Source organism: Streptomyces sp. NPDC008137 (assembly GCF_042957035.1).
Taxonomy (GTDB): domain Bacteria; phylum Actinomycetota; class Actinomycetes; order Streptomycetales; family Streptomycetaceae; genus Streptomyces.
The window spans coordinates 37,312-61,475 of the sequence record NZ_JBIBHN010000008.1 but is presented as its reverse complement, the minus strand read 5'-3'; the positions used below and the strand labels follow the sequence as shown (position 1 = coordinate 61,475).

Below are 24,164 nucleotides of genomic sequence, written 5' to 3'. Positions count from 1 at the left end.
CATCAGCCGTATTGCTTGGTGTGGCCCTGAGCTGGGGTTTCGTAGGAGTCGGGCGGGGTCTTCGGGCCTCGCCCTTTTGCGTGCCGGGAAGGGGCCGTCATGGCGGCCAGGGCACATTGAGGGCATGAGCGATCCAGGCCGGGGTGGGACGTGGCGGCGAGCCACCCCGGTCCGGAGTCATCGGATGTGCTTCGCCGGCTTGGTGGCGGCGTTGAGCAGGTACTCCAGGGGTCCGCGGCGGAAGAAGCGGGACCAGATCGCTGCGAACACGATCGCCCCGAGGACGAACATGAGCAGCGGCACCCAGGACTGCTGGGTGCTGGTCCCGCTGGGCATGGACAGCATGGACTGTGCGACGAAGTGGCCGACGTAGGCCGTCAGGGACATGGTGCCCACGGCGATGACCGGTTCGGCCAGGCGGCGCAGTCGCGGCAGGCGGTCCATCGCCACCGTCGCGCCCACGATCACGAGGATCGCGACTCCCACGCTGCCGATGATGTCGAACGTGGTGCCGCTGTGCGGCCCGGCCGTCAAGAGCGTCGACGCCTGGGGCTCGAACGACGCGCCGTCGGGGGGCATCGACCCGGAGCTGCCGGACAGCGACCCGGAGCTGCCGGACGACCCTCCGCCTTCCGCCATGCTGTCCAACGCGTCCTTGCCGGCCAGCAGCAGGGACATGCCGTACGCGGCCGCGGTGAGGGCGGCGCCGAGTGCGGCCAGGCGCCACTGGACAGCGGTCTGGGACAGGTCAAGGCGGGCCAGGGCCATCCCGGCGACCACGAACGACATCCACGTGATCGTCGGGTAGAAGCCGGTGAACAGGAGATCGAGCACTCCCACGTCGCTGAGGCGGTACAGCGGGTCGTAGGCGTTGACGCTCCCGCGGACCGGCTCGGTCAGCAGTGAGTTCAGGGCGAACAACAGCTGTGGTGTGACGAGGGCGAGGGCGGCCGCGATGATCGCGAGCGTCTTGGCCCGCAGTCGCACCAGGGGCAGGGCCAGCAGGAAGTAGACCCCGTAGAAGCCGAGGATGATCACTCCCCCGTACTCCATCGCCATCGCGGTGCCCAGCGCCAGCAGGACCACGGCGCGGATCGCGATCCTGGCCTTCGCCTGCCGGCCGGCCAGGCCGGTCTTCGGTTCCCGGCGGCCGGCGAGCAGCATCAGTGAGAATCCGGCGAGGGTGGCGAACAGGATCGACGAGTGGCCGTCCGCCATGTACCGGACCCAGCTGGCCACGCCGTCCGTGGCCGACAGCGGGGGACCGATGTGCACGACGTACATGCCGAACACCGCCAGCGCGCGGGCCAGGTCCACTCCGACGAGGCGTCCCATCGAAGGACCGGGCGAGGCCGGCACGGCGGACTCGGGGGAAATCCGGGGCTGCGGAGGCGAGTTCTCCTGCGGAGCTGCCGTCTCCTGCAGCGGCTGCGACTTTGTCATACGGAGAATCTCGCGTTGCCGCCGGGCGGCGGACCATCCGGCAGGCTTCGGGAACGGCCCCGCCGACCGGCGGGTACCGCCCCGCCGACAGGCGGACTTCCGCCCCCGGTCCGGCGCGACCGGACGGCGGTCTTCTCCAGCCACTCGGCGGGGGTGGGCCCGACAGTTGCCGGATGGGCGGGAGGCAGCCGGGCTTCCAGGCTGGAGGCATGACACACGGTGCGCGACACAAGGAGCGCAAGGACTCCCTCGGATCACCGGCCGACGTACCGGGCCGTGACGCCGTCCCTGGCAGGGGCGAGTTCGTGGAGTTTCTCGGCCTGACGCTGGCGGCGGGCGCCGTCGTCCTGTTCGTGCTGAGCCCTGACCTATCCGAAGCGCTGGTGCACGTCGCCACGAGCACAGCCGGACTCGTCCCCTGAGTCGGCACCTGCTCACTCCTGGGGCGCCGGACCGCTGATGCGGCGCCCGGCAACCGATTGGACCGGCGTGAGGTCCTGGTCGGTCAGTCCGCGCTGGGAGGAATCCGCAGGTGCACCCGGTAGCCGCCTTCCGCGGTCGGGCCGGTCTCCAGGGTGCCGTGCAGGATGTCGGCCCGTTCCCGCAGGCCGACCAAACCGTGCTGTGATCCGGGGAGGGACAGGGAGGGACGTGTGGGTGGGGTGTTGGTGACGGTCACCCCGACGTGGTCGGCGTCCTGCCACAGTTCTACGCGGGCCGTTGCGCCGGGGGCGTGCTTGCGGACGTTGGTCAGTGCCTCCTGGACCGTGCGGTAGAGAGCTCGTTGGGCCGGTGTGTTCACGGTGGGTGGGAGTTCGCCCTTCAACTGTGCGTGAGTGCCGCTTGATTCGACGAGTCTGTGCAGGTCGGCCAGGGTGGGCTGAGGTGTCAGCTCGGTGGCCTGGCCGCCGGAGGCGCGCAGGAGCGTGACCATGGTGCGCAGTTCGTCGAGTGTGGTGACGCTCAGCGAACGGATCGTACGGGCGGCCTCCTTGGCGTTCGGATCCTGGGCGGCGACCTGCATGGCTCCGGCCTGTACGGCGATCAGGCTGACCTGGTGGGAGACCACGTCGTGCATCTCACGGGCCAGCTGGGCGCGTTCGCGGGCGAGCACGGCCTGGGCGTGCAGGGCCCGCTCGTGCTCCCGGGCCTCCTCGATCTCCGCCAGTCGCCGCGCCAAGTCCCGGTGTGTCTGGAGGAGTTGCCCGAAAAGGACCGGGGCGGCAGCGGTGGCCAGGCTGTACACGAAGTCGATCAGCGTCATGGTCCGGCCGACCTCGGCGAAACTGGCCAGGGGCCACGGAGCGCTGCTCGCCACGGCGGTCAGGGCGACGCACCCCGCGAGGAGAGGGCGGCTGCGGAAGCGTTCGGCCACAGTGAACAGCGCCATGAGCGGGGCGAGGGCGACCGGCTGCGTCAGTGCGATGGGCAGGGTGAGGAGGAAGACGCCGAGGGGGAACCTGCGCCGGAAGACCAAGGCGGCGCAGCCGAGCGTGGCCAGCGTGACGCCGAGGCGCGTGTGGTCCCACATGGTGAGCCATACGTCCACGGCCGCCACCGCCACCAGGAGGATGTCGACGACCGGCGCGGGCACCCGCTTCCAGAGGGCGCGTGCCCGGCTCATCGTGTGGCCTCCGGCCGCGGGCGCTCGTCGAGCAGACCGGCCCGCTGCGCGAGCAGCGCGGCCCGCACCCGGCTGGTCACCCTGAGCTTGGCGAGGATGGCGCTGACGTGGTCCTTCACGGTGCCGGCACCCAGGTGGACGCGCGCACCGATGTCGGCGTTCGACAACCCCTCGGCCACCAGGACGAGGACATCGCGCTCTCGGGCGGTGAGCAACCGGACGCGGGCTGCCTCCTCGTCGACAGCGGCCTCGGTGCGGGGGTGGCTGTGCAGCAGGGTCCGCGACGCCTTGGGGGACAGCACCACACCGCCCGCGGCCAGGGTGCGCACCAGGTGGGCGAGCTGCTCCGGCTCGGTGTCCTTGAGCAGGAACCCTGCCGCGCCGCTGTGCAGCGCGGTCAGGATGTACTCGTCGGCGTCGAACGTCGTCAGCATCGCCACGACCGGAGGGTCCGGCTTCGCCCGCAGCTCGCGCAGCACGGTCAGCCCGTCGACGTCCGGCATCCGGATGTCCAGCAGCACGACGTCCGGCCGCTCCCTGCGGACGGTCTCCACGGCGTCGCCCCCGCTCGCGGTCGCGACGACCTCGATGTCCTCGGACGCGCTCAGAATCAGGCCGAAGCCCGACCGCACCAACGCCTCGTCGTCCACCACCACAACCCGGATCACGTGCGCTTCGCCTCACCTTCGTCCCCACCATCCGACTGATCGCGCCTCGAACCCTAAAGTCCTGGAGCATCCCTGCGGCGTTTCGGACGGCAGCTCCAGCCACCCGGCGGGGTATCGCCCTCCAGTCGGCAGGGGCACGGCGGCCTTCCGCCGGATACTCCGCGGCTCGCCCGGTCTCCAGCCTGAGCGGCATGACCCATCGCGCAGACTTCCCGCGCACACAGGAAGAATTGGCTGGTCGAATGAACACCGCGTCGGCAGAGATCACCTACCTGCTGAACGGCACCTCCCGCCACCCCATCGGACATACCTGCGCGTTACTGAAGCGGGTGTTCGCCTGCCCTGTCGAGGACTTGGGGTTCAGCGCACCACGCACCATGCACCACCCGCAGGAGGACCTTGTGGTTCGAGGTTGACTGCCTCGAAGCCGTGACCGGTTCCCCTCAGGCGACCGCGTAGTCGCTGATGGCCGGTTCGAGAAGGTCGAAGGCCTGGGCCGCTTCCTTCGCGATGGTCGGGGCGATCCCGTCGTTGGTGTGCCCGGCCAGGGTCAGGTCCTGGATGCGCTGGAACAGTACGCGGTGTACGGCGCCGAGCAGCCCGGCGACCGTGCGGACGGTGATGTCGTCCGGCGGTGCGCCGACGGCCTCGGCGAGGGCCTCGGCCAGTGCCTGTTCGCGCCGATCGTGCAGGTTGCGCAGGCATGCCGACAGGGTGGGGCTGTCGGTGATCATGCGGGAGAAGTCCGGGCCGGCGAATCCGGCGACCGGGTCCTGGGCGGCGACGGCGGCCTCGAAAGCGCGGCGGAGCGCCGCGAGGGCTGACTCCCCGGGGCGGCGGGAGGTCACGGCGTGCGCCAGCGTGGCGCTGAACTCGTCCTGGTGGTCGAGGGCCAGGTCCTCTTTGCGCGCGAAGTAGTTGGTCACCGTCTTCTTCGCGACGCGGGAGGCCGCCGCGATCTCGGCGATGGTCGTGTTGTCGAAGCCCTGCTCAATGAAGAGCCGTGTCGCGTGGTCGGAGATCAGCTGTCGCGTCTCCTGCTTCTTCGCCTCCCGCAGGCCCAGCGGGGCGGTGACACCGGCTGTGGCGGCACTCGCCGCGGCGCTCGTCGTCGTCTCCATGAGGAGAATCTTACCCTCGTAGCAAAAATATGTTTACGGCATCGAGCGCATGGAAGTAATGTTACTACCGACGTAAGATCAGCTCTGAAGGGGAACCCTCTTGAGGATCACCGCCTCCACCGTCTCCCTCACGGTCGAAGACATCGCGGCCTCCCGCGGCTTCTTCACCGAGCACCTCGGCTACCGGGAACAAGCCGCGGCCGAGGGATTCGCCTCCCTCACCCGTGACGATGCCGCCGTCGACATCGTCCTGCTCCGGCAGGGCATCGACGTCCTGCCGCCCGACCAGCGCGACCGGCACGCCGGCGGACTGATCCTCGCCTTCACCGTCACCGGCCTCGAAGCCGAGGAGAAGCGACTGCGTTCCGAAGGCGTCGACATCACGATGCCGCTGCGCGAAGAGCCATGGGGAGAACGCCTGTTCCAGGTCACCGACCCCAACGGGGTCATCGTCCAGTTCGTCGAATGGATCACACCGGACCACTCCTGATCCCTGGCCCCGTACGCACGCCAGCCCTCAGGCCCGCACGGCCTCCTGCCGGCCGGATCGCGCAGAACCCCGAAGAGAGAGCCCTGCATGCGAAAACTCGTGTACTACATCGCCACCACGCTGGACGGTTTCATCGCGGGTCCGGACGGCGCCGATCCCACGGGCCCGGACGGCTTCTGGCCGATCCCCGAGGACTACATCCAGCACCTCGTGACGGAGTACCCGGAGACCTTGCCCGTCCAGGCCCGGGCGGCGCTGTCCGTCACCACGCCGGGCACGCACTTCGACACCGTGCTGGAAGGACGGCGCAGCTACGAGATCGGTCTCGAGGCCGGCATCACCGATGCCTACCCCCACCTACGTCACCTGGTCTTCTCCCGGACCCTCACCGAGAGCCCGGACCCGGCCGTCGAACTGGTCGCCGGCGACCCTGTGGACAAGGTGCGGCAGTTGAAGCAGGAGGATGGCAAGGACATCTGGCTGCTGGGCGGCGGGGAACTCGCCGGTGCCCTGTACGGCGAGATCGACCAGCTCATTCTCAAGATGGCACCGCTGACCGTCGGCGCCGGAATCCCGGTCTTCTCCCACCGGGCCGCCTTCGATCCGCGCGGCTGGGAGCTCACCGGCCACACCCTGCTCGAAAGCGGCGCGGCCTTCCTCACCTATGGGCGCGCCGCCGGGAACTGAAGCCATTCATCGGGACCCGGCCGGCCGGAGTGCCGGACCAGCACTCCGGTCAGCGTTCCTGGCGCGCGAGTCCGCGGCGGACAGGCCGTTCGCCCGGGGCTGTCAGGAGCGCACGATGCGGCGCACGTTGTCCACCGCTCCGCAGCCCTCCTTCAGCAGGCGCTCCCGTTCCGCCAGGAACGCCCCGCCCAGCTCCTCCCGGCGGTCCATGGCGACGTTCTCGCGGGCTCCGTTGAGGATGGTGCGCTCTTCCTCGTCGGTGTGGTGGGTGATGGCCTTCACGAGCTCTTCCAGCTTCTCGTCCCACTCCGCGGAGCCGACCTCATCGACCTCCAGGAGTGCGAGGAGCGCCTCGTTGCCCTCCTCGTGCTCCTCCTCGCCGTGCTCGAGTTCGTCGTCGTCGATGTTCCGGTAGCGCTTGAGGGCGGGGTACACCTCGGACTCCTCCGCCAGCGCGTGCGCGATCAGCAGGTCGGCGAACTCCCGCAGGGCGGCCGCCCGGTCGGCTTCGACACTGCGCATCCGGTGGAAGAGATCCTCCATTCTTCTGTGGTCCTGGAGGATGAGTTCGACGATGTCTCGTGTCTGGGCCATGGGGCGTGCGTCACTTCCGTGCGAGGGAACCTTGCCGGACCGACTACCCCCACCCGCCGTGTTCATTGATCCCGGCTCGGGGCCACCCGGCAGGTGGTTCCTCCCTCGCCGAGCACATGCGCCGTCCGCTCGCCCTCGATAAAATCGATAAGCAGGACAAAAATACCCAAAAGCATCACGGGGGAGATTCATGGATTCCTCCGATGGTTCCTCGTCCGCCCCGGAAGGCCGCGACCGTCCGGCAGGCGGACCTCCATTGAGCGTCACGGAACGGGAAGAGTACGAACGGCTGCGCAAAGCGGCCTCCGTCCACCACCGCCGTCTGCGCTGCACGGCGACCTCCGTACTGCTGGTCCTGACCTTCCTCCTCGCGCCGCTGGCCGTGGTCGCCGCCTGGGTGGACTCGCAGGTCGCCGACACCGACCGGTACGTCCAGACCGTCGCTCCGCTCGCCACGGAGCCCTCCGTCCAGAACACCATGACCGACCGGCTCACCAAGCGCGTGGTCGACAACGTCGATGTCGCCGCCTTCACCGACGCCGTCGCGCGGACGTTGCGGAAGGAGGGCGCACCGCCCCGGGTGGTCCAGGGCGCCGACGCGCCGACCGTCCCGCTGAAGAGCGCGCTCGACTCGGCCGTCCACAGCGTCGTGCGCAGGGTGGTGACCAGCGACCAGTTCGCCGAGGTGTGGGACGACGCCAACCGGCGGGCGCACGCGGCCGTGGTCAAGGTCCTCACCGGGGAGGGCGACAGCGCCGTCCAGGCCGGTGACGACAGCATCGACCTGAACATCGGCACCGTCGTCGACAACGTCAAGCAGAGGCTGGTGGACGCCGGGTTCGAGCAGGCCTCGAAGATCCCCGACGTCGACAAGAAGATCACCCTGCTCCAGACCGACAAACTCAACGAGGCCCAGGGCGCCATGCGGCTGCTGAACATCCTGGGCGTCTGGCTCCCCGTCCTGGTCCTGGCGCTGGCGGCACTCGCGGTCTGGAGCGGGCCCGCGCACCGCGTCGCCCTGATGACCACGGCCATCGGCGTCGGGGTCATGATGATCGTGCTGCTCGTCGGCCTCGCCGTGACCCGCCAGGTCTATCTGGACTCCGTCGCCGCGACCGCCCTGCCGCAGGACACCGCTGCCGACATCTACGACACCTTCCTGCGCTTCCTCAAGAACAGCACGGTCACGGTCCTGGTCATCGCGGTGATCACCGCGTTGGCCGCCTACCTGTACGGGCCGGGACGCGGTGCCCGGTGGGTCAGACGCGCCGCGGCGGGCGGGACCGGGGCGACGGGCCGGGCCATGGCGCGCCACGGCATGCGCACCGGGGACCCCGGCCGCTGGCTGGACACGCACCGCAAGTGGACCACCGGCATCGCCATCGCCGGCGGAGCGCTCGCCCTCGTGCTGTGGAACTACCCCACACCCGGGTCCGTGGCACTCGTCCTCGGCATCGTCGTCCTCGTGCTGGTCCTTCTCGGAATCCTCGCCGCGGCCTCCGGCACAGCGCGGCCGGGCCGTACGTCGCACCAACCACCTGGGAAAGGAGCCTGACATGGCTGAACAAGGGACAGGGGCGGGCGGCGTCGCCGCTCTCGCCGAGGCGAACGCGCCCGTGTTCGAGACGCTCGTCCAGATGACGCTCGACACCTACGAGCGGTCCGGGCTGGACGAAGAAACGTATCTGCTGGCCCGCATCGCGGCTCTGGTGGCCATGGACGCCTCCGCCCCCTCCTACCTCCTCAATATCGGCACCGCCGCGGACGTCGGCGTGCCGCTGGAGAAGATCCAGGGAACGCTGGTGGCCATCGCCCCCGTGGTGGGCAGCGCCCGCGTGGTGTCCGCCGCGCGCGCCATCGGCGAGGCGTTCGGTCTCGACCTCCCCGGAGAGGAGGAGCGGTGATGGGCGGTGCTGTGAACCTGGCCTACGACTATCCGATCCTCGGGGCCTTCTGGACGATCATGTGGATCTTCCTGTGGGTCATGTGGATCTTCCTGCTCTTCCGCGTCATCGTCGATATCTTCCGCGACGACGCCCTGAGCGGCTGGGCCAAGACGGGATGGCTGGTCTTCACCATCGTCCTGCCCTTCCTGGGCGTCTTCGTCTACGTCGTCGCCAGGGGCAAGGGCATGGGCAAGCGCGAACAGGACCACGTCAAGGCCAAGATGGAGGAGACGGACCGCTACATCCGCGAGACCGTCGGCGCCACCGGCCCGGCGAGCGAGGCGGACCAGCTCGCCAAGCTCTCGCAGATCCGGGCCCGCGGCGACCTCTCCGACGAGGAGTTCCGCCGGGCCAAGGAGAAGGTCCTCCACCCGTGACCGCGGGCCGCCCCGACGGGTGAGCCGCCGTGAGCGGCAGCGTGTGGGCGGGGGCGGCCGTGGCCGCCGTGACGGCGGGGTACGCCCTGTTCTCCCGGCGACTGGCCACGACCGTCGTGTCGGCGCCGATGGTGTTCACCGGCTGCGGGATCGCCATCGGCCCGGCCGGGCTCGATCTGCTCGACCTGAAGCACGACTCGGGCCCGGTGCTCACCCTGGTCGAAGCCGCCCTGACACTGGTCCTGTTCACCGACGCGATGTCCGTACGGCGACGGGATCTGCGCCTCGGCGGTTTCCTCCCCGGCCGCCTGCTGGGCATCGGGCTGCCGTTGACCATCGGGGCGGGCTGGCTGCTGGCGTGGCCGCTGCTGCCGGGGCTGACCCTGTGGGAACTGGCGCTGCTCGGTGCGGTTCTCGCGCCGACCGACGCCGCTCTCGGCAAGACGGCGGTGTCGGACCGGCGGGTCCCGCCGCTGGTGCGCGGCGGACTGAACGTCGAATCCGGCCTCAACGACGGTATGGCGCTGCCCTTCTTCGTGCTCTTCCTCGCGGCCGTGCCCGGGACGACGGCCTCGGAGGAAGGAGCGAGCGGAGTCTTCTGGCGCGCGCTCGTGCTCAGTACCGCCTGGGGCCTGGCCGTGGGAGGGCTCGGCGGATGGCTGTCGCGCGCGTCGCGTGCGAGGGGCTGGATCAGTGGTGACTGGCGGCAGACCTTCGTCCTGGCCGTGGCCGCGGGCGCGTACAGCGTGGCCGTCGCCTTCGACGGGAGCGGCTTCATCTCAGCCCGGGTGGCCGGGTTCGCCTTCGGCGTGGCCCTGCGGCGGAACGGAGCGGCGGAGGCGCACGAGGCGGCACCGGGTGAGGCACCGGATGCGGCACCGGACGCCGTCGACGACTCCGCCGGTCTCGCCGGCCATCTCGCCGACCTGCTCGCCTCGTTGAGCTTCCTGGTCTTCGGTGCCGTCCTGCTCGGGCCGACGCTGGACGACCTCGACTGGCGGATCATCGTCTACGCCGTGCTGAGCCTCACCGTGGTCCGGATGCTGCCGGTCGCCCTCTCCCTGACCAGGAGCGGCCTGGCCCTTCCCACGGTCGCCTACATCGGATGGTTCGGGCCGCGCGGCCTCGCCTCCGTCGTCTTCGGGCTTCTCCTGGTCGAGGAACACGTCCCGGGCCTTCAGCTCCTCGGCCGGGTGATCGCCCTCACCGTCGCGCTCAGCATCCTCCTGCACGGCATGTCGGCGGTGGTCCTCGCCAAGCGGTACGGCGCCTGGTACCTCAAGGCCACCGCCCTGCGACCCCGGCTGCGCGAAGACCTGCCCGACGACGGACCACCGGCCTAGGCCGTGTCCGGCAGGCGTCCAGGGCTGCGTCTCAGTCCCCGACGCACTTGGGGTACTTCGAGCCCCGGACGCAGTCGTGGTAGTCGTACTTGCTCACCCTGAACTTCGTCTCGTCACCGGCCTTGGCCGGATCGACGACCAGGTAGAACTTCTTCCCGTCCTTGACCTTCTCGGTGACCTTGCCCTCCGGGCCCTGGTCGAAGTCCTGTGCGCATCCGGCGAGTGCGAGGACGCTGACCGCCGCGAAAGCGGTGGCGAGGCGACGCATGTCGTGCTCCGATCATCAGAAAACGCGGCTCAGTGTAGGGGTGAGCCTCCGTCAGTTCATGATCGGGAATGTTCGCGGGCGTGGATGGGGAGGGTCTGTGGAGGGCTGTGTGCGCCGTGCGGCAACTCCCTTGCCACACCGTCATTCTGAGGAGTGGTCATCCGTCACCGGCGCCGTCGTGGACCGAGGGATCACATGCGTCGGCAGGACGATGTGCCGGCCGTGTTCCCCCTCGGCGTCGCCGATGAGCTTCAGCGCCAGTTCGCCGGCCTCCCGCCCCAGGTCCGACGGTGACTGCGCGACCGTGGACAGGTCGAACCAGTCCGCCAGCGGCTGGTCGTCGAAGCCGAGGACGGAGATGCGTTCGGGCACGGGGATCTGCGACTTGCGCAGGTTCCAGATGAGGGCGACGGCGACCTCGTCCTGCTCGGCGAAGACGGCGGTCGGCGGTTCGCGCAGGCTCAGCAGTGTGCCGAGCACCTCGGCGGCGGCGCGCTTGTCGCCGACCCGGGTGGAGACCACCAGGTCGCCGTCGAGCGGGACACCGGCCTCGGTGAGCGCCTGCTGGTAGCCCAGCAGGCGTTCGTTGGAGCTGAAGGTGAAGCCGCTCGCTCCCTGGGTCTGGACGAAGGCGATCCGGCGGTGGCCGAGGTTGAGCAGATGCCGGGTGCCGTGCAGGGCGCCGGCGACGTCGTCGACGTAGACGCTGGGACGTCCGTCGACGTGCTGGCTGACGTAGATGACGGGCATGCCGAGGTCGTCCAGCCGGGCCGTCTCGTCGTCGGTGAGGTCGAAGGAGAACACCAGGAGCGCGTCGGCGTTGCGGCGCGCCGGGAGGTGTTCGAAGAAGTCCGTGCGCTCGGCCAGGTCCGGGATCTCGTAGACGTTGAGCTGCAGGCCCGCCGCCCGCAGCAGCGGGGCCAGGCTGGACAGGGCGGCTCCCATGAACCACGAGCTGAGCGTCGGGACCATCACCGCGACCGTCCCGGTCCGGCCCGTGACCAGGCTCGCGGCCTGCCGTGACACGGCGAAGTTCAGTTCTCGCGCGGCCTTCTCCACCCGGGCGCGCACCTCCGGCGAGACCGTGGACAGGCCGCGCAGCGTGCGCGAGACGGTGGAGGTGGAGACCCCGGCCCGTTCGGCGACGTCGGCCATCGTGGGGTGCCGCTGAGCTGGAGGCATGAGCCGGACGGTAGCACAGGGATTCGCTTCCCTGTCCCTTTCCGTGACAGCGCTTTCATGAGAGTGAAGCCCAAGCCCCCAGCTGATTACCGTCGCGTAACGCATTGACTTCGGTAAAACGCGCCCCTAGCTTGCAAACGTTGCCCGAGAGGCCCTGAAGGGTCTCCCGGAAGGCCCTTCATCAGCTTTCTGACCTGCATATTTCCATCATTCATTCCATGACAACGCAGTCTCAGCAGGAGAGGCATGACGACCAGAACCATCACCAGAGCCACCGCGCTCGCCGCCACCGGGCTTCTCCTCACCGCCTGCGGCAGCGGCTCCGGGCAGCCCGGGAAACCGTCGTTCGAAGGGCGCGGGCCCATCACCTACGTGGCCGGCAAGGACACCACGGGCACCGTCCAGCCGATGCTCGACCGCTGGAACAGGGCGCACCCGAGGGAGAAGGTCACCTTCATCCAGCTGCCGACGGACCCGGACGCGCAGCGCCAGCAGATGATCCAGAACGCGGAGACGAAGTCCGACGCCTACACGGTGCTGTCCCTCGACGCCGTGTGGACCTCGGAGTTCGCCGCCCACCGGTGGATCGACCGGCTGCCCGAGAGGCGGTTCCCACTGGGGAGGATGCTGAAGCCGGTGGTGGAGACCTCGCGGTACCGCGGCGGTCTGTACGCGGTGCCGGGCAGCTCGGACGGCGGCCTGCTCTACTACCGCACCGACCTGCTGAAGAAGGCGGGTGTCGTCCGGCCCCCGACGACCTGGGCGCAGATGACCGCCGCCTGCGCCGAGGTGAGGAAGCTCCCCGAGGCGAGGAACATGTCCTGCTACGCCGGGCAGTTCCAGAAGTACGAGGGCCTCACGGTGAACTTCGCCGAGGCGGTGAACTCCGCGGGCGGCACCGTCACCGACCCCGGCGGCAGGCCGGACGTCGACACCCCCGAGGCCAGGAAGGCCCTGGACTTCCTCGCCGGATCCTTCAAGGACGGGACGATCCCGAAGAAGGCCATCACCTTCCTGGAGGAGGACGGCCGCCAGGCCTTCCAGTCCGGCCAGCTCGTCTTCCTGCGCAACTGGCCCTACGCGTACTCCCTGGCCCAGCAGAGCGGCGTCAAGGGCAAGTTCGCCACCGCTCCCCTGCCCGGTCTGGACGGGCCAGGCTCCTCCAGCCTCGGCGGCCACAACATGGCCGTGTCCTCCTCCGCCCAGAACAAGGCGACCGCCCTGGACTTCATCCGGTTCATGAGCAGCGAGGAGAACACCAGGACCTTCCTGGAGGACGCCTCCGTCGCCCCGCCGTACGCCTCGCTCTACGACGACAAGGCCCTGATCGCGCGGTACCCGTATCTGCCGGTGCTCAAGGAGTCCATCCTGCGGGCCGTGCCCCGTCCCAGGGTGGTGCGGTACGGCGATGTGACCTCGGCGGTCCAGCAGGAGACGTACGCCGCCCTGACCGGGGAGAAGAGCAGCGCACGGGCGCTGAAGGACCTGCAGAGGGCGCTGCGGAAGGCGGTGGCGCTGTGAGGGCCGGGGTCATGACCGGGGCTCCAACAGAGGCCGATGTCCGTACGGGACCTCCGCGGGCGCCGAAGCCCGGCCGGGCGACCGCCGGTTCCGGGCGGCTGGCCGCGCTGCTGGTCTCGCCGACGCTGCTGGTGCTGACGATCGTCGTGCTCTACCCGACGCTCATGGCGCTGAAGGGGTCGCTGTACGGGCCGAAGGAACTGGACCCGAGGACCGGGTTCATCAGCGACACCGAGCCGTTCGTCGGCCTCCAGAACTACGCGGAGATCTTCGGCGAGGCCGGGGCGCGGTTCTGGAACGCCTTCTGGAACACCACGTTCTTCACCGTCGTCACGGTCGGCCTGGAGACGGTGGTCGGGGTGGCCATGGCACTGATCATGCACAAGGCGTTCCGGGGCCGGGCCCTGGTGCGGGCCGGGATCCTGGTGCCCTGGGCGGTGCCGACGGCCATCTCCGGGCTGCTGTGGCGGTGGATCTTCAACAGCGACGGCGTCGCCAACGCGCTGCTCGGGCAGCAGATCCTGTGGACCACCGAGGGATTCCACGCCAAGGTCGCCGTCATCGTCGCCGAGGTGTGGAAGACCGCGCCCTTCATCGGGCTGCTGGTGCTGGCCGGCCTCCAGGTGATCCCGAAGGAGGTCTACGAGGCGGCCCGCATGGACGGGGCCCGGCCGGCGCGCCAGTTCTGGCACATCACCCTGCCGCTGGTGAAGCCCGCGCTGCTGGTGGCGGTGCTGTTCCGCTGCATGGACGCGCTGCGGATGTTCGATCTGCCCTACATCCTCGTCGGCGTGCGGAAGCACTCGGTGGAGACGCTGTCGATGCTCGCGCAGAACGAGGCGGCCAACGTCCGCTTCGGGCCCGCCTCCGCCTACGCGGTGATCCTCTTCCTGTATGTGTTCCTGATCGCGCTCGCCTTCGTGCGGCTGCTCGGCGCCGACCTCGTCGGGGGCGACAGCAGGAGAAGGCGCCGCCGTCGTACGGAGGTGGCGGCATGACGCTCACGGCCAAGTGGCGGCAGTGGCTGCCGTATCTGGGGATCGCCGCGGTGGTGGCCTACTGCCTGGCCCCGTTCTACTGGATGCTGGTCTCCAGCCTCCGCCGCACCGAGGACATCTTCGACACCTCGCTCGTCCCGGCCCCGCTGTCCTTCGAGAACTACCGGGCCGTGTTCGACCCCGCGCAGGGGTTCGGGCGCGCGCTGCTCAACAGCCTCGTCGTCGCCGGGATCACGACCGTCGCGGCGCTGGTGCTCGCCACGTTCACCGCCTACGCGATGGCCCGGCTGGAGTTCCGCTTCAAGCGGCTCATCCTCACGCTGATCATCGCCACCTCGATGTTCCCGGTCGTCTCGATCGTGGTGCCGTTGCTGAAGCTGTTCACGGACATCGGGTGGATCAACACCTACCAGTCGATGATCGTGCCGAGCATGTCCTTCGCGCTGCCGCTGGCGGTGTGGAACCTGACCACGTTCTTCCGGCAGATGCCGGACGAGCTGGAGCACGCGGCGATGGTCGACGGCTGCACCCGCGGCCAGGCATTCCGCAAGGTCATCGTGCCGCTCGCGGCGCCGGGCATCTTCACCACCGCGATCATCATCTTCATCGCCGCCTGGAACGAATTCCTCATCGCCCTGTCGATGACCAACAAGCCCGGCATGCAGACCGCGACCGTCGCCATCTCCAAGTTCACCGGCGCCACGACCTACGAGACGCCGTTCGGCAGCCAGATGGCCGCCGGTGTGCTCGTCACGGTCCCGCTGGTGGTCATGGTGCTGCTCTTCCAGCGCCGTATCGTCGCCGGGCTCACCGCCGGCGCCGCGAAGTAGACCCGCCCCGCATCAGAAGGAGATCTCGTGTCCCCCACCGCACCCTGGTGGCGCAGCGCCGTCATCTACCAGGTGTACATCCGCAGCTTCGCCGACGGGAACGGCGACGGCGTCGGCGACATCGCCGGCCTGCGCTCGCGCCTGCCCTATCTGAAGTCCCTCGGCGTGGACGCCGTCTGGATCAACCCCTGGTACGAGTCGCCCATGGCCGACCACGGCTACGACGTCGCCGACTTCCGCGCCATCGACCCGCTGTTCGGCACCCTGGCCGACGCCGAGCGGTTCATCGAGGAAGCCCACGCGCACGGCATCCGCGTGATCCCCGACATCGTGCCCAACCACACCTCCGACCGGCACGCCTGGTTCCAGGAGGCCCTCGCCGCCGGGCCGGGCAGCGTGGAACGCGAGCGCTACGTCTTCCGGGCCGGGCGCGGAGCCGACGGGCAGGAGCCGCCGAACGACTGGGTGTCCTGCTTCGGCGGCCCGGCCTGGACCCGGCTGCCCGACGGGGAGTGGTATCTGCACCTGTTCGCACCCGAGCAGCCCGACCTGAACTGGCGGCACCCCGAGGTGCGGGCCGAGTTCGAGTCGATCCTGCGGTTCTGGTTCGGCCGGGGCGTGGACGGCTTCCGTATCGACGTCGCCCACGGCCTGGTCAAGCACCCGGAGCTGCCGGACCTGCCGCCCCGCCGGGACCCGGACGCCGGACCGCCCTCGCGGCACGTCGACCATCCGCACTGGGACCGCGACGAGGTGCACGAGATATACCGCTCCTGGCGGCGGGTCGCCGACGAGTTCCCCGGCGACCGCTCCTTCGTCGCCGAGGCGTGGGCCGACACCCCCGAGCGGCTGGCGGCGTACGTCCGCCGGGACGGTCTGCACACCGCCTTCAACTTCGACTTCCTCATGTCGAGCTGGGACCCCAAGGACCTGCGCGCGGTCATCGACGACTCCCTCGCCATGCTCGGCGCGGTCGGCGCACCGGCCACCTGGGTCCTCTCCAACCACGACGTGACCCGCCACCCGAGCCGCTACGGCCGCCGTACCGCCAAGCGCTGGGTGGCGAACGAGAGCTACCGCCCGGAAGGCCCCCTGGACCTCGGACTCGGCACCCGGCGGGCCCGGGCCGCCGCCCTGCTGATGCTCGCCCTGCCCGGCGGTGCCTACGTCTACCAGGGCGAGGAACTCGGCCTGCCCGAGGTCGAGGACCTGCCCGAGGACGTCCTCCAGGACCCGACCTGGGAACGCTCCGGCCACACCGACCGGGGCCGCGACGGCTGCCGCGTCCCCATCCCCTGGTCCGGCCGCACCGCCCCCTACGGCTTCAGCCCCGACGGCGCCACGGCCGAACCCTGGCTGCCCCAGCCCGACCTCTGGGCCGAGCACACCGTCGACTCCCAGGACGGCGACCCGGCGTCCATGCTGGAGCTCTACCGCACGGCACTGCGCGTCCGCCGCGACCACCCCGCCCTCGGCGACGGCACGATGACCTGGCTGGACACACCGGACGGGGTGCTGGCCTTCGCCCGGGACCCCGGCTTCGTGTGCGTGGTCAACCTCTCCACCGAGCCGTACGAGCTGCCCGGCCACTCCGGTCTCCTGCTGGCGAGCGGCCCCTTGGAGGACGGCAGGCTGGGGCCGGACCAGGCGGTGTGGCTGGCGGTGTAGGGCGTCGACGTAAAGCAGTTGACCGCTCCCGGCCGCTCCCGGGCACGATCACGGTTCTGCTCGCTTCCACGAAGGAGTTCCGTCCGTGCCCTCAGCGCTCTTCCCGGACCTGTCCGCCCCCGGTACGTGGGTGATCGGCACCCGGTATGCCGCCGGTCCCGACCGGCAACAGGCTCTCGTTGAGGAGGAGTCGGCGTTACTGAAGCCGCCGCCCGTCGGTCTCACCGCCGTCAGCTGGTTCCTGAGCACGGACGGGGAGACCGTGCTGACGCTCGCGCGGTGGGACGAGGACGCCGAGATCCCGCCCTTCGGCCCGCCCCGGTACCGCCTCTACCGCAGCCTGGCCGAGGAGCGGGAGACCCGCGTCCCGGGCTGTCTGATCACCGCCGCGTTCGACGTCGACGGGCCCGAGCGGCAGCGGTCGTTCACCGACGCGGTGATCGCGGCCCAGCCCCGGGAGGGCGGACATCCCGGGGCGATCTCGGCCCACTTCCTGCACAGCGTCGACGGCAGCCGCGTACTGCTGTACACGGAGTGGACCAGCGCCGAGGCCCACCAGGAGGCGGCCGAGGCAGGCGATCACGACCAGGGGCACGCGCTGTTCTCGGGAACGCCCGGGGTTCGGCTCACGCACGGCGGGCGGTTCCGGCTCTGTCACGACCTGCGGTGACTCAGTGTGCCGGGCGCCCGTCATCCACCGGGAACCCGCCCACCGTGAACCCGATCACCGTCCCGCCTCCCTCCCGCCGGACCGCGAACGGCGCTCCCCCGTGCGCGAGGGCCACCTCGCGGACGATGGACAGGCCGAGGCCCGAGCCCGGCAGGGAGCGGGCGTCGGCGGCGCGGTAGAAGCGGTCGAAGACGCGGGCGAGGTCGTGGTCGGTGATGCCGGGGCCGCGGTCGAGGACCTCGACCCGGATCGTGCCGGGCCGGGCGGGACCGGCGACGACGATCTCGATGGGAGCCGTGCCGCGCTGGTCGAACTTCACGGCGTTCTCGACGAGGTTGGACAGGGCCCGGGTCAGCATCCCGGGCCGCCCGTCGGTCGTGGTGTCGCCGCTCGCGCGGAGCGTGATCCGCCGGCCGCTGCGGCGCCGGGCCAGCCCTGCCACCTCCTCGGCGAGGTCGGCGACATCGACCCGCCGGGGCGGCTCGCTGTCGGACTGCCCGGCCGCGAGGTCGACGAGCTCGTTGACCAGGTCGGTCAGCTCGCGGGCCTCCTGGCCGAGGTCGGCGACCAGTTCCTCCCGGGTCCCGGGGGGCAGTTCGTCGATCCGGCGGAGCATCGAGATGTTCGTCCGCAGCGAGGTCAGCGGTGTCCGCAGCTCATGGCCCGCGTCCTGGACCAGCCGGCGCTGGTCCTCCTCGGACTGCGCGAGCCGGCCCAGCATGCGGTCGAAGGCCCGGCCCAGCCGGCCCACCTCGTCATGGCCGGCGACCGGCACCTGGATGCCCAGCCGCCGGGTCCGGGCCACGTCCTCGGCGGCGTCGGTCAGGACGACCAGGCGCCGCGTGATGCGCCGGGCGAGCCACCAGCCGAGCAGTCCGGCGGCGATCACGACGGCGGCCATCAGCAGCAGTGTCCGCCGCTGGAGCGCCCGCAGCAGGTCCTCCACGTCGCTGAACTCCTGCGCGACCTGCACCGCGCCCCGCCCGCCGCCGAGGGAGACGGTCGCCACGCGGTAGACGTCGTCGCCCACGTCGACGTCCGCGTGCTCGACCACCCGCCCGGACGACGACGCGGCGGCGATCCGCACATCGGCCCCCGTCACCGGCAGTCCCGGACTGCCCGCGTCGACGACACGGCCGTCCGGTCCGAGCACCTGCACATCGGTACGGGCGGGCCGCACCAGGTCGTGGCCGGGTGCGGCGGAGGAGAAGTCGCCGGGCGTCATCCGGTTCTCCCGCACCTCGTCCCGCAGGTCCTGCACGACCTCGTCGAACACCGTCTGCTGGTCCACCCGCACCAGCCGGGCCGCGGCGCTGTAGGACAGGATGCCGACCAGGACCGTCACCGCCGCGGTCACCGCCGCGAACGACACCGCCAGCGTCGTACGCAGCGAGACCAGCTTCGGCCGCCGCCCGCTCAGCAGCCGGCGGAGGCGGCGGCCCACTCAGTCCTCCCGCAGCACGTAACCCACGCCCCGCACCGTGTGGATCAGCTGCGGTCCGTCCGGGTCGTCGAGCTTGCGGCGCAGATAGCCGACGTAGACGGCGAGGTTCTTCGAGCCGGGGCCGAAGTCGTAGCCCCAGATGCGGTCGTAGATCGTCGAGTGGTCGAGGACGATCCCCGCGTTGCGGACCAGCAGTTCCAGCAGCTCGAACTCGGTGCGGGTCAGCTCCAGCTCGCGCGCGCCCCGCCAGGCCCGGCGCGCCTGCGGGTCCATGCGGATGCCGGCGGCCTCGATGAACCGGTCGGGGAGCCGCTGCCCGGGCGACTCCGGCACGGGCGGGCCGCCGGTGGGTGCGCCACTGACGGCTGCGCCGCCGACCTGCGGGCCCCCGGCCTGCGGGCTGCCGAGGGGCTCGCCCACCCCCACCGGGCTGGTGCGGCGCAGCAGCGCCCGCAGCCGGGCGAAGACCTCCTCCACGTCGAAGGGCTTCACCACGTAGTCGTCGGCGCCCGCGTCCAGCCCGGCGATCCGGTCGGCGGTCTCCACGAGGGCCGTCAGCATCAGCACCGGCGTCCGGTCGCCCTCGGCGCGCAGCACCCGGCATACCTGGAGCCCGTCGATACCGGGCATCATCACGTCCAGGACGAGCACGTCCGGACGGTTGCGGTGGGCCTGCGCCAGTGCCTCGACACCGTCGGCGACCGCCATGACCTGGTAGCCCTCCAGGGTCAGGGCGCGCTCCAGGGCGTGGCGGATGGCGCGGTCGTCTTCGGCGAGCAGCACGGTGTGGGGCACGCGTCCAGTGTGCCTGGCGACCGGCACCCCGGGACGGGATGAGGTGCGCCGGGGCGTCCTTCTTACTCCCCTCTCACCGGGGCGCGCGCTCCCCTCTCACCCCCCGGGCGCGCGCCAGCCGGTCCGCGTGCGTCGGCGCGTCCGGCACGTCCGCCGGGCGGCCCACGGCGAACTCCTTGCGCAGCACCGGTACGACCTCCTCGCCCAGCAGGTCGATCTGCTCCAGCACGGTCTTCAGCGGCAGCCCGGCGTGGTCGACCAGGAACAGCTGGCGCTGGTAGTCGCCCGCGTACTCGCGGAAGGCCAGCGTCTTCTCGATGACCTGCTGCGGGGTGCCGACGGTCAGCGGCGTCTGGGCCGTGAAGTCCTCCAGCGACGGCCCGTGCCCGTACACCGGGGCGACGTCGAAGTAGGGCCGGAACTCGCGCACGGCGTCCTGCGAGTTCCGCCGCATGAACACCTGCCCGCCGAGCCCGACGACCGCCTGCTCGGGCGTGCCGTGCCCGTAGTGGGCGTACCGGGCCCGGTACAGCTCCACCATGCGCCTGGTGTGGTCGGCCGGCCAGAAGATGTTGTTGTGGAAGAAGCCGTCGCCGTAGAACGCGGCCTGCTCGGCGATCTCCGGCGAGCGGATCGACCCGTGCCAGACGAACGGCGGTACGCCGTCCAGCGGCCGGGGCGTCGCCGTGAAGCCTTCCAGGGGCGTACGGAACTTCCCCTCCCAGTCGACGCCCTCCTCGCGCCACAGCCGGTGCAGCAGGGCGTAGTTCTCGACGGCGAGCGGGATGCCCTGCCGGATGTCCTGCCCGAACCAGGGGTAGACCGGCGCGGTGTTCCCGCGGCCCAGCATCAGATCCACCCGGCCGTCGGCGAGGTGCTGGAGCATCGCGAAGTCCTCGGCGATCTTCACCGGGTCGCTGGTGGTGATGAGGGTGGTGGCCGTGGAGAGGACCAGCCGCTCGGTGCGGGCGGCGATGTAGCCGAGCATCGTGGTCGGGGAGGAGGGCACGAACGGCGGGTTGTGGTGCTCGCCGGTCGCGAAGACGTCGAGCCCGGCCTCCTCGGCCTTGAGGGCGATGGCGACCATGGCCTTGATCCGCTCGCGCTCGGTCGGTGTCCGGCCCGTGGTCGGGTCGGGCGTGACGTCGCCGACACTGAAGATCCCGAACTGCATGGTCGCTCACCCTCCAGGTTGTTTACCCTTCAACAGTACTCGGGGGAACGACAGCGGGCGCGGGGGCATTCCAGTGGGGGTCCCTGCCGGTCCGCCCGAGCAGCCGCTCCAGGGCCGACGCACCCTCCGCCACCGGCACCGGCTCCCCGAACACCCCCATCTTCCTGGCCGTCGGCGCCAGCTCGTCCACCGCGCCGGACAGCTCCGCCACGACCGCCTCGTCGGCACCCGGGTACTCCTGGCCCGTCGCCCGCGCCAGATCCCACACGTGCACGGTCAGATCGAGCAGCGCCATCGAGCCGACCAGCCGCGCCGGCATGTTCATCCCGCCTGTCGTGCCCTCCTCGGCCCCCGGCGCCGACCAGGCCGCCACCAGCCGGTCAGCCTCCTCGGCGAGCCGCTCACGCCACTCGGTACTCCCGGCGACCGGCTCGGGCGCCGCACCGAAGTCCGACGCCTCCTTCGCGGCCAGCCGCTGGAACTGCACGATCACCTGGAAGAGGTGATCGACCAGCGCCCGCACGTCGTACTCGGCACAGGGCGTGGGCGCGGCGAGCGCCGCGTCGGGAACGCCCCGCACCACCGGCACCGCGCGCTCCCGCGCCAGGCCCAGCAGCTCACCCATGCCGTACGTCTTCACAGGGTTGGTGTCCATGCCCCGACCGTAGGGACATCCGTAACCGCCCATCTTGAAGAAACGCGACGTACCATCCGGCCATGGAGGCACCCCGCCACGACACCCGCGGGATCGTCGACCCGTCCGGGCTGCTGAACCGCGTGCGCTTCCGCCGCCACGAGCCCGCCGAGCCGCTGCGCCGCTACGTCGAGTGGTACTGGCTCATCGACTGGGACCTGCCCGAGCCGTATGCCTCCCACGTCGTCCCCCATCCGTCCGTCAACCTCACCTTCCAGTGGGACGAGGACGAGAGCCCGCCCTACGGCGAGGTCACCGGCGTCGCACTCGGCCTCTACACCAGGAAGCTGACCGGCCGGGGCCGGGTCTGCGGGGCGAAGTTCCGCCCAGGCGGCTTCCGGCCGTACGCCTCCGAGGAACCGGTCTCCCGCTGGACGGGCCGCACACTGCCCGCCCAGGAGGTGTTCCCGCAGGTCACCGCCGACACCGCCCACTCGGTTGTCAGCCCCTCCCACGACCGTGCCCGGGTCGCCGCCCTCGACGGCTTCCTGCTCTCCCTGCCCCGCACCCCGGACCCGCAGGCGGACCTCGCGATCGACCTCGTCGCACGCATCCGCGCGGACCGCACCGTACGCCGCGTCGGCGACTTCGCCGACACACACGGCCTCTCGGTACGGGCGCTGCAACGGCTCTTCTCCACCCAGGTCGGCGTCAGCCCCAAGTGGGTCATCCTCCGCTACCGCATCCACGAGGCCCTGGAACAGGCCGGCCACCGCGACGACGTCGACTGGGCCGCCCTCGCCGCCGACCTCGGCTACGCCGACCAGGCCCACCTCGTACGGGACTTCACGACGACGGTGGGAGTGCCTCCCACGGCCTACGCGGCGGAGGCCAGGCGCCCGGAGCCGCCCCACCGGCGCGAAGGCCCGGGCGAGGACATGCGAAGCTGACGACCATGTTCGTGCTCCGCTCCGCCGCCCTCTTCGTCGTCGCCGCCCTGTTCGAGATCGGCGGCGCGTGGCTGGTCTGGCAGGGCGTGCGCGAGAACCGGGGCTGGCTGTGGGCGGCCGGCGGCGTCCTCGCGCTCGGCGCGTACGGCTTCGTCGCGACGTTCCAGCCCGACGCCCACTTCGGCCGCGTGCTCGCCGCGTACGGCGGGATCTTCGTCGCCGGTTCGATCCTCTGGGGCGTGGTCGCGGACGGCTACCGCCCGGACCGCTGGGACATCGCGGGCGCGCTGGTCTGCCTCGCGGGCATGGCGGTGATCATGTACGCCCCGCGAGGAGACTGACCGGCCCTCCCGGCCCGGCTCAGAACGGCTCGTCGGGCGGCAGCAGACCCAACTGCCCCAGGAAGTCCATCTCGTCGAAGTACAGCCGGTAATCGACGATCCGCCCGTCCCGCACGGTGGCGATGTCCACCCCGCGGATCCTGATCTCCTTCTGCGTCGGCGGGAGCGTCTCGCCGTTGGGCAGTTCCAGCGGCCCGGTGTTGCGCCCGCTGAAGAACCCCTCGTCGATGGCCGTGTCGCCGACCTCGTAGGAGTGCAGCGGCTGGAACGTCGCCTCGGGGACCGCCTCCGTCATCGTCCGCCAGTACTCGACGATGTCGTCGCGCCCGCGCAGCTCACCCTCGTCGGGGGTGAAGGCGACCGCGTCCTCGGCGTACAGCTCGCCGATGACCTTCAGATCGGCGTGCGTGGTGATCGCGTCCGTGAGCCGGTCCATGACCTCACGTGCCTCGCCCATGATCCACCTCCAGGTAAGACCGGAAAACCAGGGCAGCACCCGCCCTCATTCTCCCACCGCGAGCCCCGCCTATCCTGGCCGGAAGCGCTGGGGGCCCTGCCGGCCCCGCACACCGCACGCACCCACGCCCGAGGAGCTCCCATGGCCACCGCCGCCGTCCCGCCCGCAGCCTCCCGCATCGCCGTCGTCACGGGTGCGAGCAGCGGAATCGGCGCCGCCACGGCCCGGCAGCTCGCCGCGGCGGGCTACCGCGTCGTCCTCACCGCGCGCCGCAAGGACCGCATCGAGGCGCTGGCGGAGGAGATCGACAAGGCGGGCCACCAGGCCACGGCCTACGCCCTCGACGTCACGGACCGCGCGGCGGTCGACGAGTTCGCGACGGCGTTCAAGACCATCGGCGTCCTGGTCAACAACGCGGGCGGCGCGCTCGGCGCCGACCCGGTCGCGACCGGCGACCCGGCCGACTGGCGCCAGATGTACGAGACGAACGTCATCGGCACCCTCAACCTCACCCAGGCCCTGCTGCCCAAGCTGGACGCGAGCGGCGACGGCACGGTCGTGGTCGTCTCCTCCACCGCGGGCCACGGCACCTACGAGGGCGGCGCGGGCTACGTCGCCGCAAAGCACGGCGCCCACGTCCTCGCCGAGACCCTGCGCCTGGAGATCGTCGGCCGGCCGGTCCGCGTCATCGAGATCGCCCCCGGCATGGTCAAGACGGACGAGTTCGCCCTCACCCGCTTCTCCGGCGACACGGAGAAGGCCGAAAAGGTCTACGAGGGCGTGGCCGAGCCGCTCACCGCCGACGACGTCGCCGACACCATCACCTGGGCCATCACCCGCCCCAGCCACGTCAACGTGGACCTCCTGGTCCTGCGCCCCCGCGCCCAGGCCTCGAACACGAAGGTCCACCGGGAGCCGTGACGCCGGCGGGGACATACC

General features: G+C 70.8%; 28 protein-coding genes. 16 read left to right on the top strand and 12 right to left on the bottom strand.

Annotation, left to right across the window (positions count from 1 at the left end):
- Nucleotides 1-177: 177 nt before the first annotated feature.
- On the bottom strand, nt 178-1,443 hold the full coding sequence (locus ACFZBT_RS15355; RefSeq protein ID WP_391103128.1) for a DUF418 domain-containing protein: 1,266 nt from the start codon (nt 1,441-1,443) through the stop codon (nt 178-180).
- Nucleotides 1,444-1,652: 209 nt separating this feature from the next.
- Here ACFZBT_RS15355 and ACFZBT_RS15350 point away from each other — a divergent pair, with 209 nt between their 5' ends.
- Entirely contained in the window at nt 1,653-1,865 is a 213-nt protein-coding gene (locus tag ACFZBT_RS15350) for a hypothetical protein (protein WP_391103125.1), read from the top strand.
- Between the two features lie 83 nt (nt 1,866-1,948).
- Here the strand turns inward: ACFZBT_RS15350 and ACFZBT_RS15345 are convergent, their stop codons facing one another.
- Together ACFZBT_RS15345 and ACFZBT_RS15340 are read right to left on the bottom strand one after the other, a co-directional pair.
- Nucleotides 1,949-3,067: a histidine kinase gene (locus ACFZBT_RS15345; protein WP_391103123.1), complete on the bottom strand. Its 1,119-nt coding sequence runs from the start codon at nt 3,065-3,067 to the stop codon at nt 1,949-1,951.
- Complete coding sequence (locus ACFZBT_RS15340; RefSeq protein WP_391103120.1) at nt 3,064-3,735, bottom strand: response regulator; 672 nt, start codon at nt 3,733-3,735, stop codon at nt 3,064-3,066. The genes ACFZBT_RS15345 and ACFZBT_RS15340 overlap by 4 nt, the downstream gene beginning before the upstream one ends.
- A gap of 191 nt (nt 3,736-3,926) precedes the next feature.
- On the opposite strand from ACFZBT_RS15340, the gene ACFZBT_RS15335 reads away from it, so the two are divergent.
- The gene (locus tag ACFZBT_RS15335) at nt 3,927-4,151 is read left to right on the top strand and encodes a hypothetical protein (protein ID WP_391103116.1); all 225 of its coding nucleotides are present in this window, start codon (nt 3,927-3,929) and stop codon (nt 4,149-4,151) included.
- Between the two features lie 27 nt (nt 4,152-4,178).
- On the opposite strand, the gene ACFZBT_RS15330 is transcribed toward ACFZBT_RS15335, so the two are convergent.
- Nucleotides 4,179-4,856 carry a TetR family transcriptional regulator gene (locus ACFZBT_RS15330; RefSeq protein WP_391103113.1) on the bottom strand — a complete coding sequence of 226 codons (678 nt, stop codon included), beginning with the start codon at nt 4,854-4,856 and terminating at the stop codon, nt 4,179-4,181.
- A 100-nt stretch (nt 4,857-4,956) separates the two neighbouring features.
- Between ACFZBT_RS15330 and ACFZBT_RS15325 the strand changes: the two genes are divergently transcribed.
- Together ACFZBT_RS15325 and ACFZBT_RS15320 are read left to right on the top strand one after the other, a co-directional pair.
- On the top strand, nt 4,957-5,346 hold the full coding sequence (locus ACFZBT_RS15325; protein ID WP_391103111.1) for a VOC family protein: 390 nt from the start codon (nt 4,957-4,959) through the stop codon (nt 5,344-5,346).
- Between the two features lie 87 nt (nt 5,347-5,433).
- Nucleotides 5,434-6,033, top strand: a complete 600-nt coding sequence (locus tag ACFZBT_RS15320) for a dihydrofolate reductase family protein (protein ID WP_391103109.1) — start codon at nt 5,434-5,436, stop codon at nt 6,031-6,033.
- A gap of 102 nt (nt 6,034-6,135) precedes the next feature.
- Here the strand turns inward: ACFZBT_RS15320 and ACFZBT_RS15315 are convergent, their stop codons facing one another.
- A complete protein-coding gene (locus ACFZBT_RS15315) occupies nt 6,136-6,627 on the bottom strand; it encodes a hemerythrin domain-containing protein (RefSeq protein ID WP_391103106.1) in 492 nt (163 codons plus the stop codon).
- Nucleotides 6,628-6,883: 256 nt separating this feature from the next.
- Between ACFZBT_RS15315 and ACFZBT_RS15310 the strand changes: the two genes are divergently transcribed.
- Genes ACFZBT_RS15310 through ACFZBT_RS15295 form a run of 4 tightly spaced genes read left to right on the top strand, consistent with a single transcriptional unit; the run spans nt 6,884 to nt 10,293 of the window.
- On the top strand, nt 6,884-8,182 hold the full coding sequence (locus ACFZBT_RS15310) for a hypothetical protein (RefSeq protein ID WP_391103103.1): 1,299 nt from the start codon (nt 6,884-6,886) through the stop codon (nt 8,180-8,182).
- 1 nt (nt 8,183) lies between these two features.
- Nucleotides 8,184-8,531 (top strand): carboxymuconolactone decarboxylase family protein, encoded by a 348-nt coding sequence (locus ACFZBT_RS15305; RefSeq protein WP_391103100.1) that lies wholly within the window; start codon nt 8,184-8,186, stop codon nt 8,529-8,531.
- Nucleotides 8,531-8,950 carry an SHOCT domain-containing protein gene (locus ACFZBT_RS15300; protein ID WP_391103098.1) on the top strand — a complete coding sequence of 140 codons (420 nt, stop codon included), beginning with the start codon at nt 8,531-8,533 and terminating at the stop codon, nt 8,948-8,950. The genes ACFZBT_RS15305 and ACFZBT_RS15300 overlap by 1 nt, the downstream gene beginning before the upstream one ends.
- 29 nt (nt 8,951-8,979) lie before the next feature.
- Nucleotides 8,980-10,293, top strand: a complete 1,314-nt coding sequence (locus ACFZBT_RS15295) for a cation:proton antiporter (protein ID WP_391103095.1) — start codon at nt 8,980-8,982, stop codon at nt 10,291-10,293.
- A gap of 31 nt (nt 10,294-10,324) precedes the next feature.
- Here ACFZBT_RS15295 and ACFZBT_RS15290 read toward each other — a convergent pair whose 3' ends face one another.
- Both ACFZBT_RS15290 and ACFZBT_RS15285 read right to left on the bottom strand, forming a co-directional pair.
- The gene (locus tag ACFZBT_RS15290) at nt 10,325-10,561 is read right to left on the bottom strand and encodes a hypothetical protein (RefSeq protein ID WP_391103093.1); all 237 of its coding nucleotides are present in this window, start codon (nt 10,559-10,561) and stop codon (nt 10,325-10,327) included.
- A 141-nt stretch (nt 10,562-10,702) separates the two neighbouring features.
- Entirely contained in the window at nt 10,703-11,716 is a 1,014-nt protein-coding gene (locus ACFZBT_RS15285; RefSeq protein ID WP_391103632.1) for a substrate-binding domain-containing protein, read from the bottom strand.
- A gap of 273 nt (nt 11,717-11,989) precedes the next feature.
- Here ACFZBT_RS15285 and ACFZBT_RS15280 point away from each other — a divergent pair, with 273 nt between their 5' ends.
- The 5 genes from ACFZBT_RS15280 to ACFZBT_RS15260 all read left to right on the top strand — a co-directional run bounded on the left by ACFZBT_RS15280 (nt 11,990) and on the right by ACFZBT_RS15260 (nt 17,430).
- On the top strand, nt 11,990-13,264 hold the full coding sequence (locus tag ACFZBT_RS15280) for an extracellular solute-binding protein (RefSeq protein ID WP_391103090.1): 1,275 nt from the start codon (nt 11,990-11,992) through the stop codon (nt 13,262-13,264).
- A gap of 11 nt (nt 13,265-13,275) precedes the next feature.
- Nucleotides 13,276-14,262 carry an ABC transporter permease subunit gene (locus tag ACFZBT_RS15275; protein ID WP_391103088.1) on the top strand — a complete coding sequence of 329 codons (987 nt, stop codon included), beginning with the start codon at nt 13,276-13,278 and terminating at the stop codon, nt 14,260-14,262.
- Nucleotides 14,259-15,092, top strand: a complete 834-nt coding sequence (locus ACFZBT_RS15270) for an ABC transporter permease subunit (protein WP_391103085.1) — start codon at nt 14,259-14,261, stop codon at nt 15,090-15,092. The genes ACFZBT_RS15275 and ACFZBT_RS15270 overlap by 4 nt, the downstream gene beginning before the upstream one ends.
- Nucleotides 15,093-15,119: 27 nt before the next feature.
- Nucleotides 15,120-16,760, top strand: a complete 1,641-nt coding sequence (locus ACFZBT_RS15265; RefSeq protein WP_391103082.1) for an alpha-amylase family glycosyl hydrolase — start codon at nt 15,120-15,122, stop codon at nt 16,758-16,760.
- An 85-nt stretch (nt 16,761-16,845) separates the two neighbouring features.
- The gene (locus tag ACFZBT_RS15260) at nt 16,846-17,430 is read left to right on the top strand and encodes an antibiotic biosynthesis monooxygenase (protein WP_391103079.1); all 585 of its coding nucleotides are present in this window, start codon (nt 16,846-16,848) and stop codon (nt 17,428-17,430) included.
- Between the two features lies 1 nt (nt 17,431).
- Here the strand turns inward: ACFZBT_RS15260 and ACFZBT_RS15255 are convergent, their stop codons facing one another.
- The 4 genes from ACFZBT_RS15255 to ACFZBT_RS15240 all read right to left on the bottom strand — a co-directional run bounded on the left by ACFZBT_RS15255 (nt 17,432) and on the right by ACFZBT_RS15240 (nt 21,498).
- Nucleotides 17,432-18,874: an ATP-binding protein gene (locus ACFZBT_RS15255; protein WP_391103077.1), complete on the bottom strand. Its 1,443-nt coding sequence runs from the start codon at nt 18,872-18,874 to the stop codon at nt 17,432-17,434.
- The gene (locus ACFZBT_RS15250; protein WP_391103074.1) at nt 18,875-19,669 is read right to left on the bottom strand and encodes a response regulator; all 795 of its coding nucleotides are present in this window, start codon (nt 19,667-19,669) and stop codon (nt 18,875-18,877) included. It abuts the gene before it with no gap.
- 73 nt (nt 19,670-19,742) lie between these two features.
- The gene (locus ACFZBT_RS15245; protein ID WP_391103073.1) at nt 19,743-20,843 is read right to left on the bottom strand and encodes a CE1758 family FMN-dependent luciferase-like monooxygenase; all 1,101 of its coding nucleotides are present in this window, start codon (nt 20,841-20,843) and stop codon (nt 19,743-19,745) included.
- A gap of 22 nt (nt 20,844-20,865) precedes the next feature.
- Nucleotides 20,866-21,498, bottom strand: a complete 633-nt coding sequence (locus ACFZBT_RS15240) for a TIGR03086 family metal-binding protein (RefSeq protein ID WP_391103071.1) — start codon at nt 21,496-21,498, stop codon at nt 20,866-20,868.
- A 62-nt stretch (nt 21,499-21,560) separates the two neighbouring features.
- Between ACFZBT_RS15240 and ACFZBT_RS15235 the strand changes: the two genes are divergently transcribed.
- Together ACFZBT_RS15235 and ACFZBT_RS15230 are read left to right on the top strand one after the other, a co-directional pair.
- A complete protein-coding gene (locus tag ACFZBT_RS15235; protein ID WP_391103069.1) occupies nt 21,561-22,427 on the top strand; it encodes a DUF6597 domain-containing transcriptional factor in 867 nt (288 codons plus the stop codon).
- 5 nt (nt 22,428-22,432) lie between these two features.
- Nucleotides 22,433-22,768, top strand: a complete 336-nt coding sequence (locus ACFZBT_RS15230) for a YnfA family protein (protein WP_391103067.1) — start codon at nt 22,433-22,435, stop codon at nt 22,766-22,768.
- A gap of 19 nt (nt 22,769-22,787) precedes the next feature.
- Here ACFZBT_RS15230 and ACFZBT_RS15225 read toward each other — a convergent pair whose 3' ends face one another.
- Nucleotides 22,788-23,225, bottom strand: a complete 438-nt coding sequence (locus ACFZBT_RS15225; protein WP_391103065.1) for a nuclear transport factor 2 family protein — start codon at nt 23,223-23,225, stop codon at nt 22,788-22,790.
- Between the two features lie 141 nt (nt 23,226-23,366).
- On the opposite strand from ACFZBT_RS15225, the gene ACFZBT_RS15220 reads away from it, so the two are divergent.
- Nucleotides 23,367-24,146, top strand: coding sequence for an SDR family NAD(P)-dependent oxidoreductase (locus ACFZBT_RS15220; RefSeq protein WP_391103063.1), 780 nt, complete (start codon nt 23,367-23,369; stop codon nt 24,144-24,146).
- The last annotated feature ends 18 nt before the right edge of the window (nt 24,147-24,164 follow it).

Bases quoted from the DNA above. Each gene is read 5' to 3' on its own strand.
- ACFZBT_RS15355 (WP_391103128.1), bottom strand. From the start codon at position 1,443: ATGACAAAGTCGCAGCCGCTGCAGGAGACGGCAGCTCCGCAGGAGAAC.
- ACFZBT_RS15350 (WP_391103125.1), top strand. From the start codon at position 1,653: ATGACACACGGTGCGCGACACAAGGAGCGCAAGGACTCCCTCGGATCA.
- ACFZBT_RS15345 (WP_391103123.1), bottom strand. From the start codon at position 3,067: ATGAGCCGGGCACGCGCCCTCTGGAAGCGGGTGCCCGCGCCGGTCGTC.
- ACFZBT_RS15335 (WP_391103116.1), top strand. From the start codon at position 3,927: ATGACCCATCGCGCAGACTTCCCGCGCACACAGGAAGAATTGGCTGGT.
- ACFZBT_RS15330 (WP_391103113.1), bottom strand. From the start codon at position 4,856: ATGGAGACGACGACGAGCGCCGCGGCGAGTGCCGCCACAGCCGGTGTC.
- ACFZBT_RS15320 (WP_391103109.1), top strand. From the start codon at position 5,434: ATGCGAAAACTCGTGTACTACATCGCCACCACGCTGGACGGTTTCATC.
- ACFZBT_RS15315 (WP_391103106.1), bottom strand. From the start codon at position 6,627: ATGGCCCAGACACGAGACATCGTCGAACTCATCCTCCAGGACCACAGA.
- ACFZBT_RS15305 (WP_391103100.1), top strand. From the start codon at position 8,184: ATGGCTGAACAAGGGACAGGGGCGGGCGGCGTCGCCGCTCTCGCCGAG.
- ACFZBT_RS15300 (WP_391103098.1), top strand. From the start codon at position 8,531: ATGGGCGGTGCTGTGAACCTGGCCTACGACTATCCGATCCTCGGGGCC.
- ACFZBT_RS15290 (WP_391103093.1), bottom strand. From the start codon at position 10,561: ATGCGTCGCCTCGCCACCGCTTTCGCGGCGGTCAGCGTCCTCGCACTC.
- ACFZBT_RS15285 (WP_391103632.1), bottom strand. From the start codon at position 11,716: ATGGCCGACGTCGCCGAACGGGCCGGGGTCTCCACCTCCACCGTCTCG.
- ACFZBT_RS15280 (WP_391103090.1), top strand. From the start codon at position 11,990: ATGACGACCAGAACCATCACCAGAGCCACCGCGCTCGCCGCCACCGGG.
- ACFZBT_RS15275 (WP_391103088.1), top strand. From the start codon at position 13,276: ATGACCGGGGCTCCAACAGAGGCCGATGTCCGTACGGGACCTCCGCGG.
- ACFZBT_RS15270 (WP_391103085.1), top strand. From the start codon at position 14,259: ATGACGCTCACGGCCAAGTGGCGGCAGTGGCTGCCGTATCTGGGGATC.
- ACFZBT_RS15245 (WP_391103073.1), bottom strand. From the start codon at position 20,843: ATGCAGTTCGGGATCTTCAGTGTCGGCGACGTCACGCCCGACCCGACC.
- ACFZBT_RS15240 (WP_391103071.1), bottom strand. From the start codon at position 21,498: ATGGACACCAACCCTGTGAAGACGTACGGCATGGGTGAGCTGCTGGGC.
- ACFZBT_RS15235 (WP_391103069.1), top strand. From the start codon at position 21,561: ATGGAGGCACCCCGCCACGACACCCGCGGGATCGTCGACCCGTCCGGG.
- ACFZBT_RS15230 (WP_391103067.1), top strand. From the start codon at position 22,433: ATGTTCGTGCTCCGCTCCGCCGCCCTCTTCGTCGTCGCCGCCCTGTTC.
- ACFZBT_RS15225 (WP_391103065.1), bottom strand. From the start codon at position 23,225: ATGGGCGAGGCACGTGAGGTCATGGACCGGCTCACGGACGCGATCACC.
- ACFZBT_RS15220 (WP_391103063.1), top strand. From the start codon at position 23,367: ATGGCCACCGCCGCCGTCCCGCCCGCAGCCTCCCGCATCGCCGTCGTC.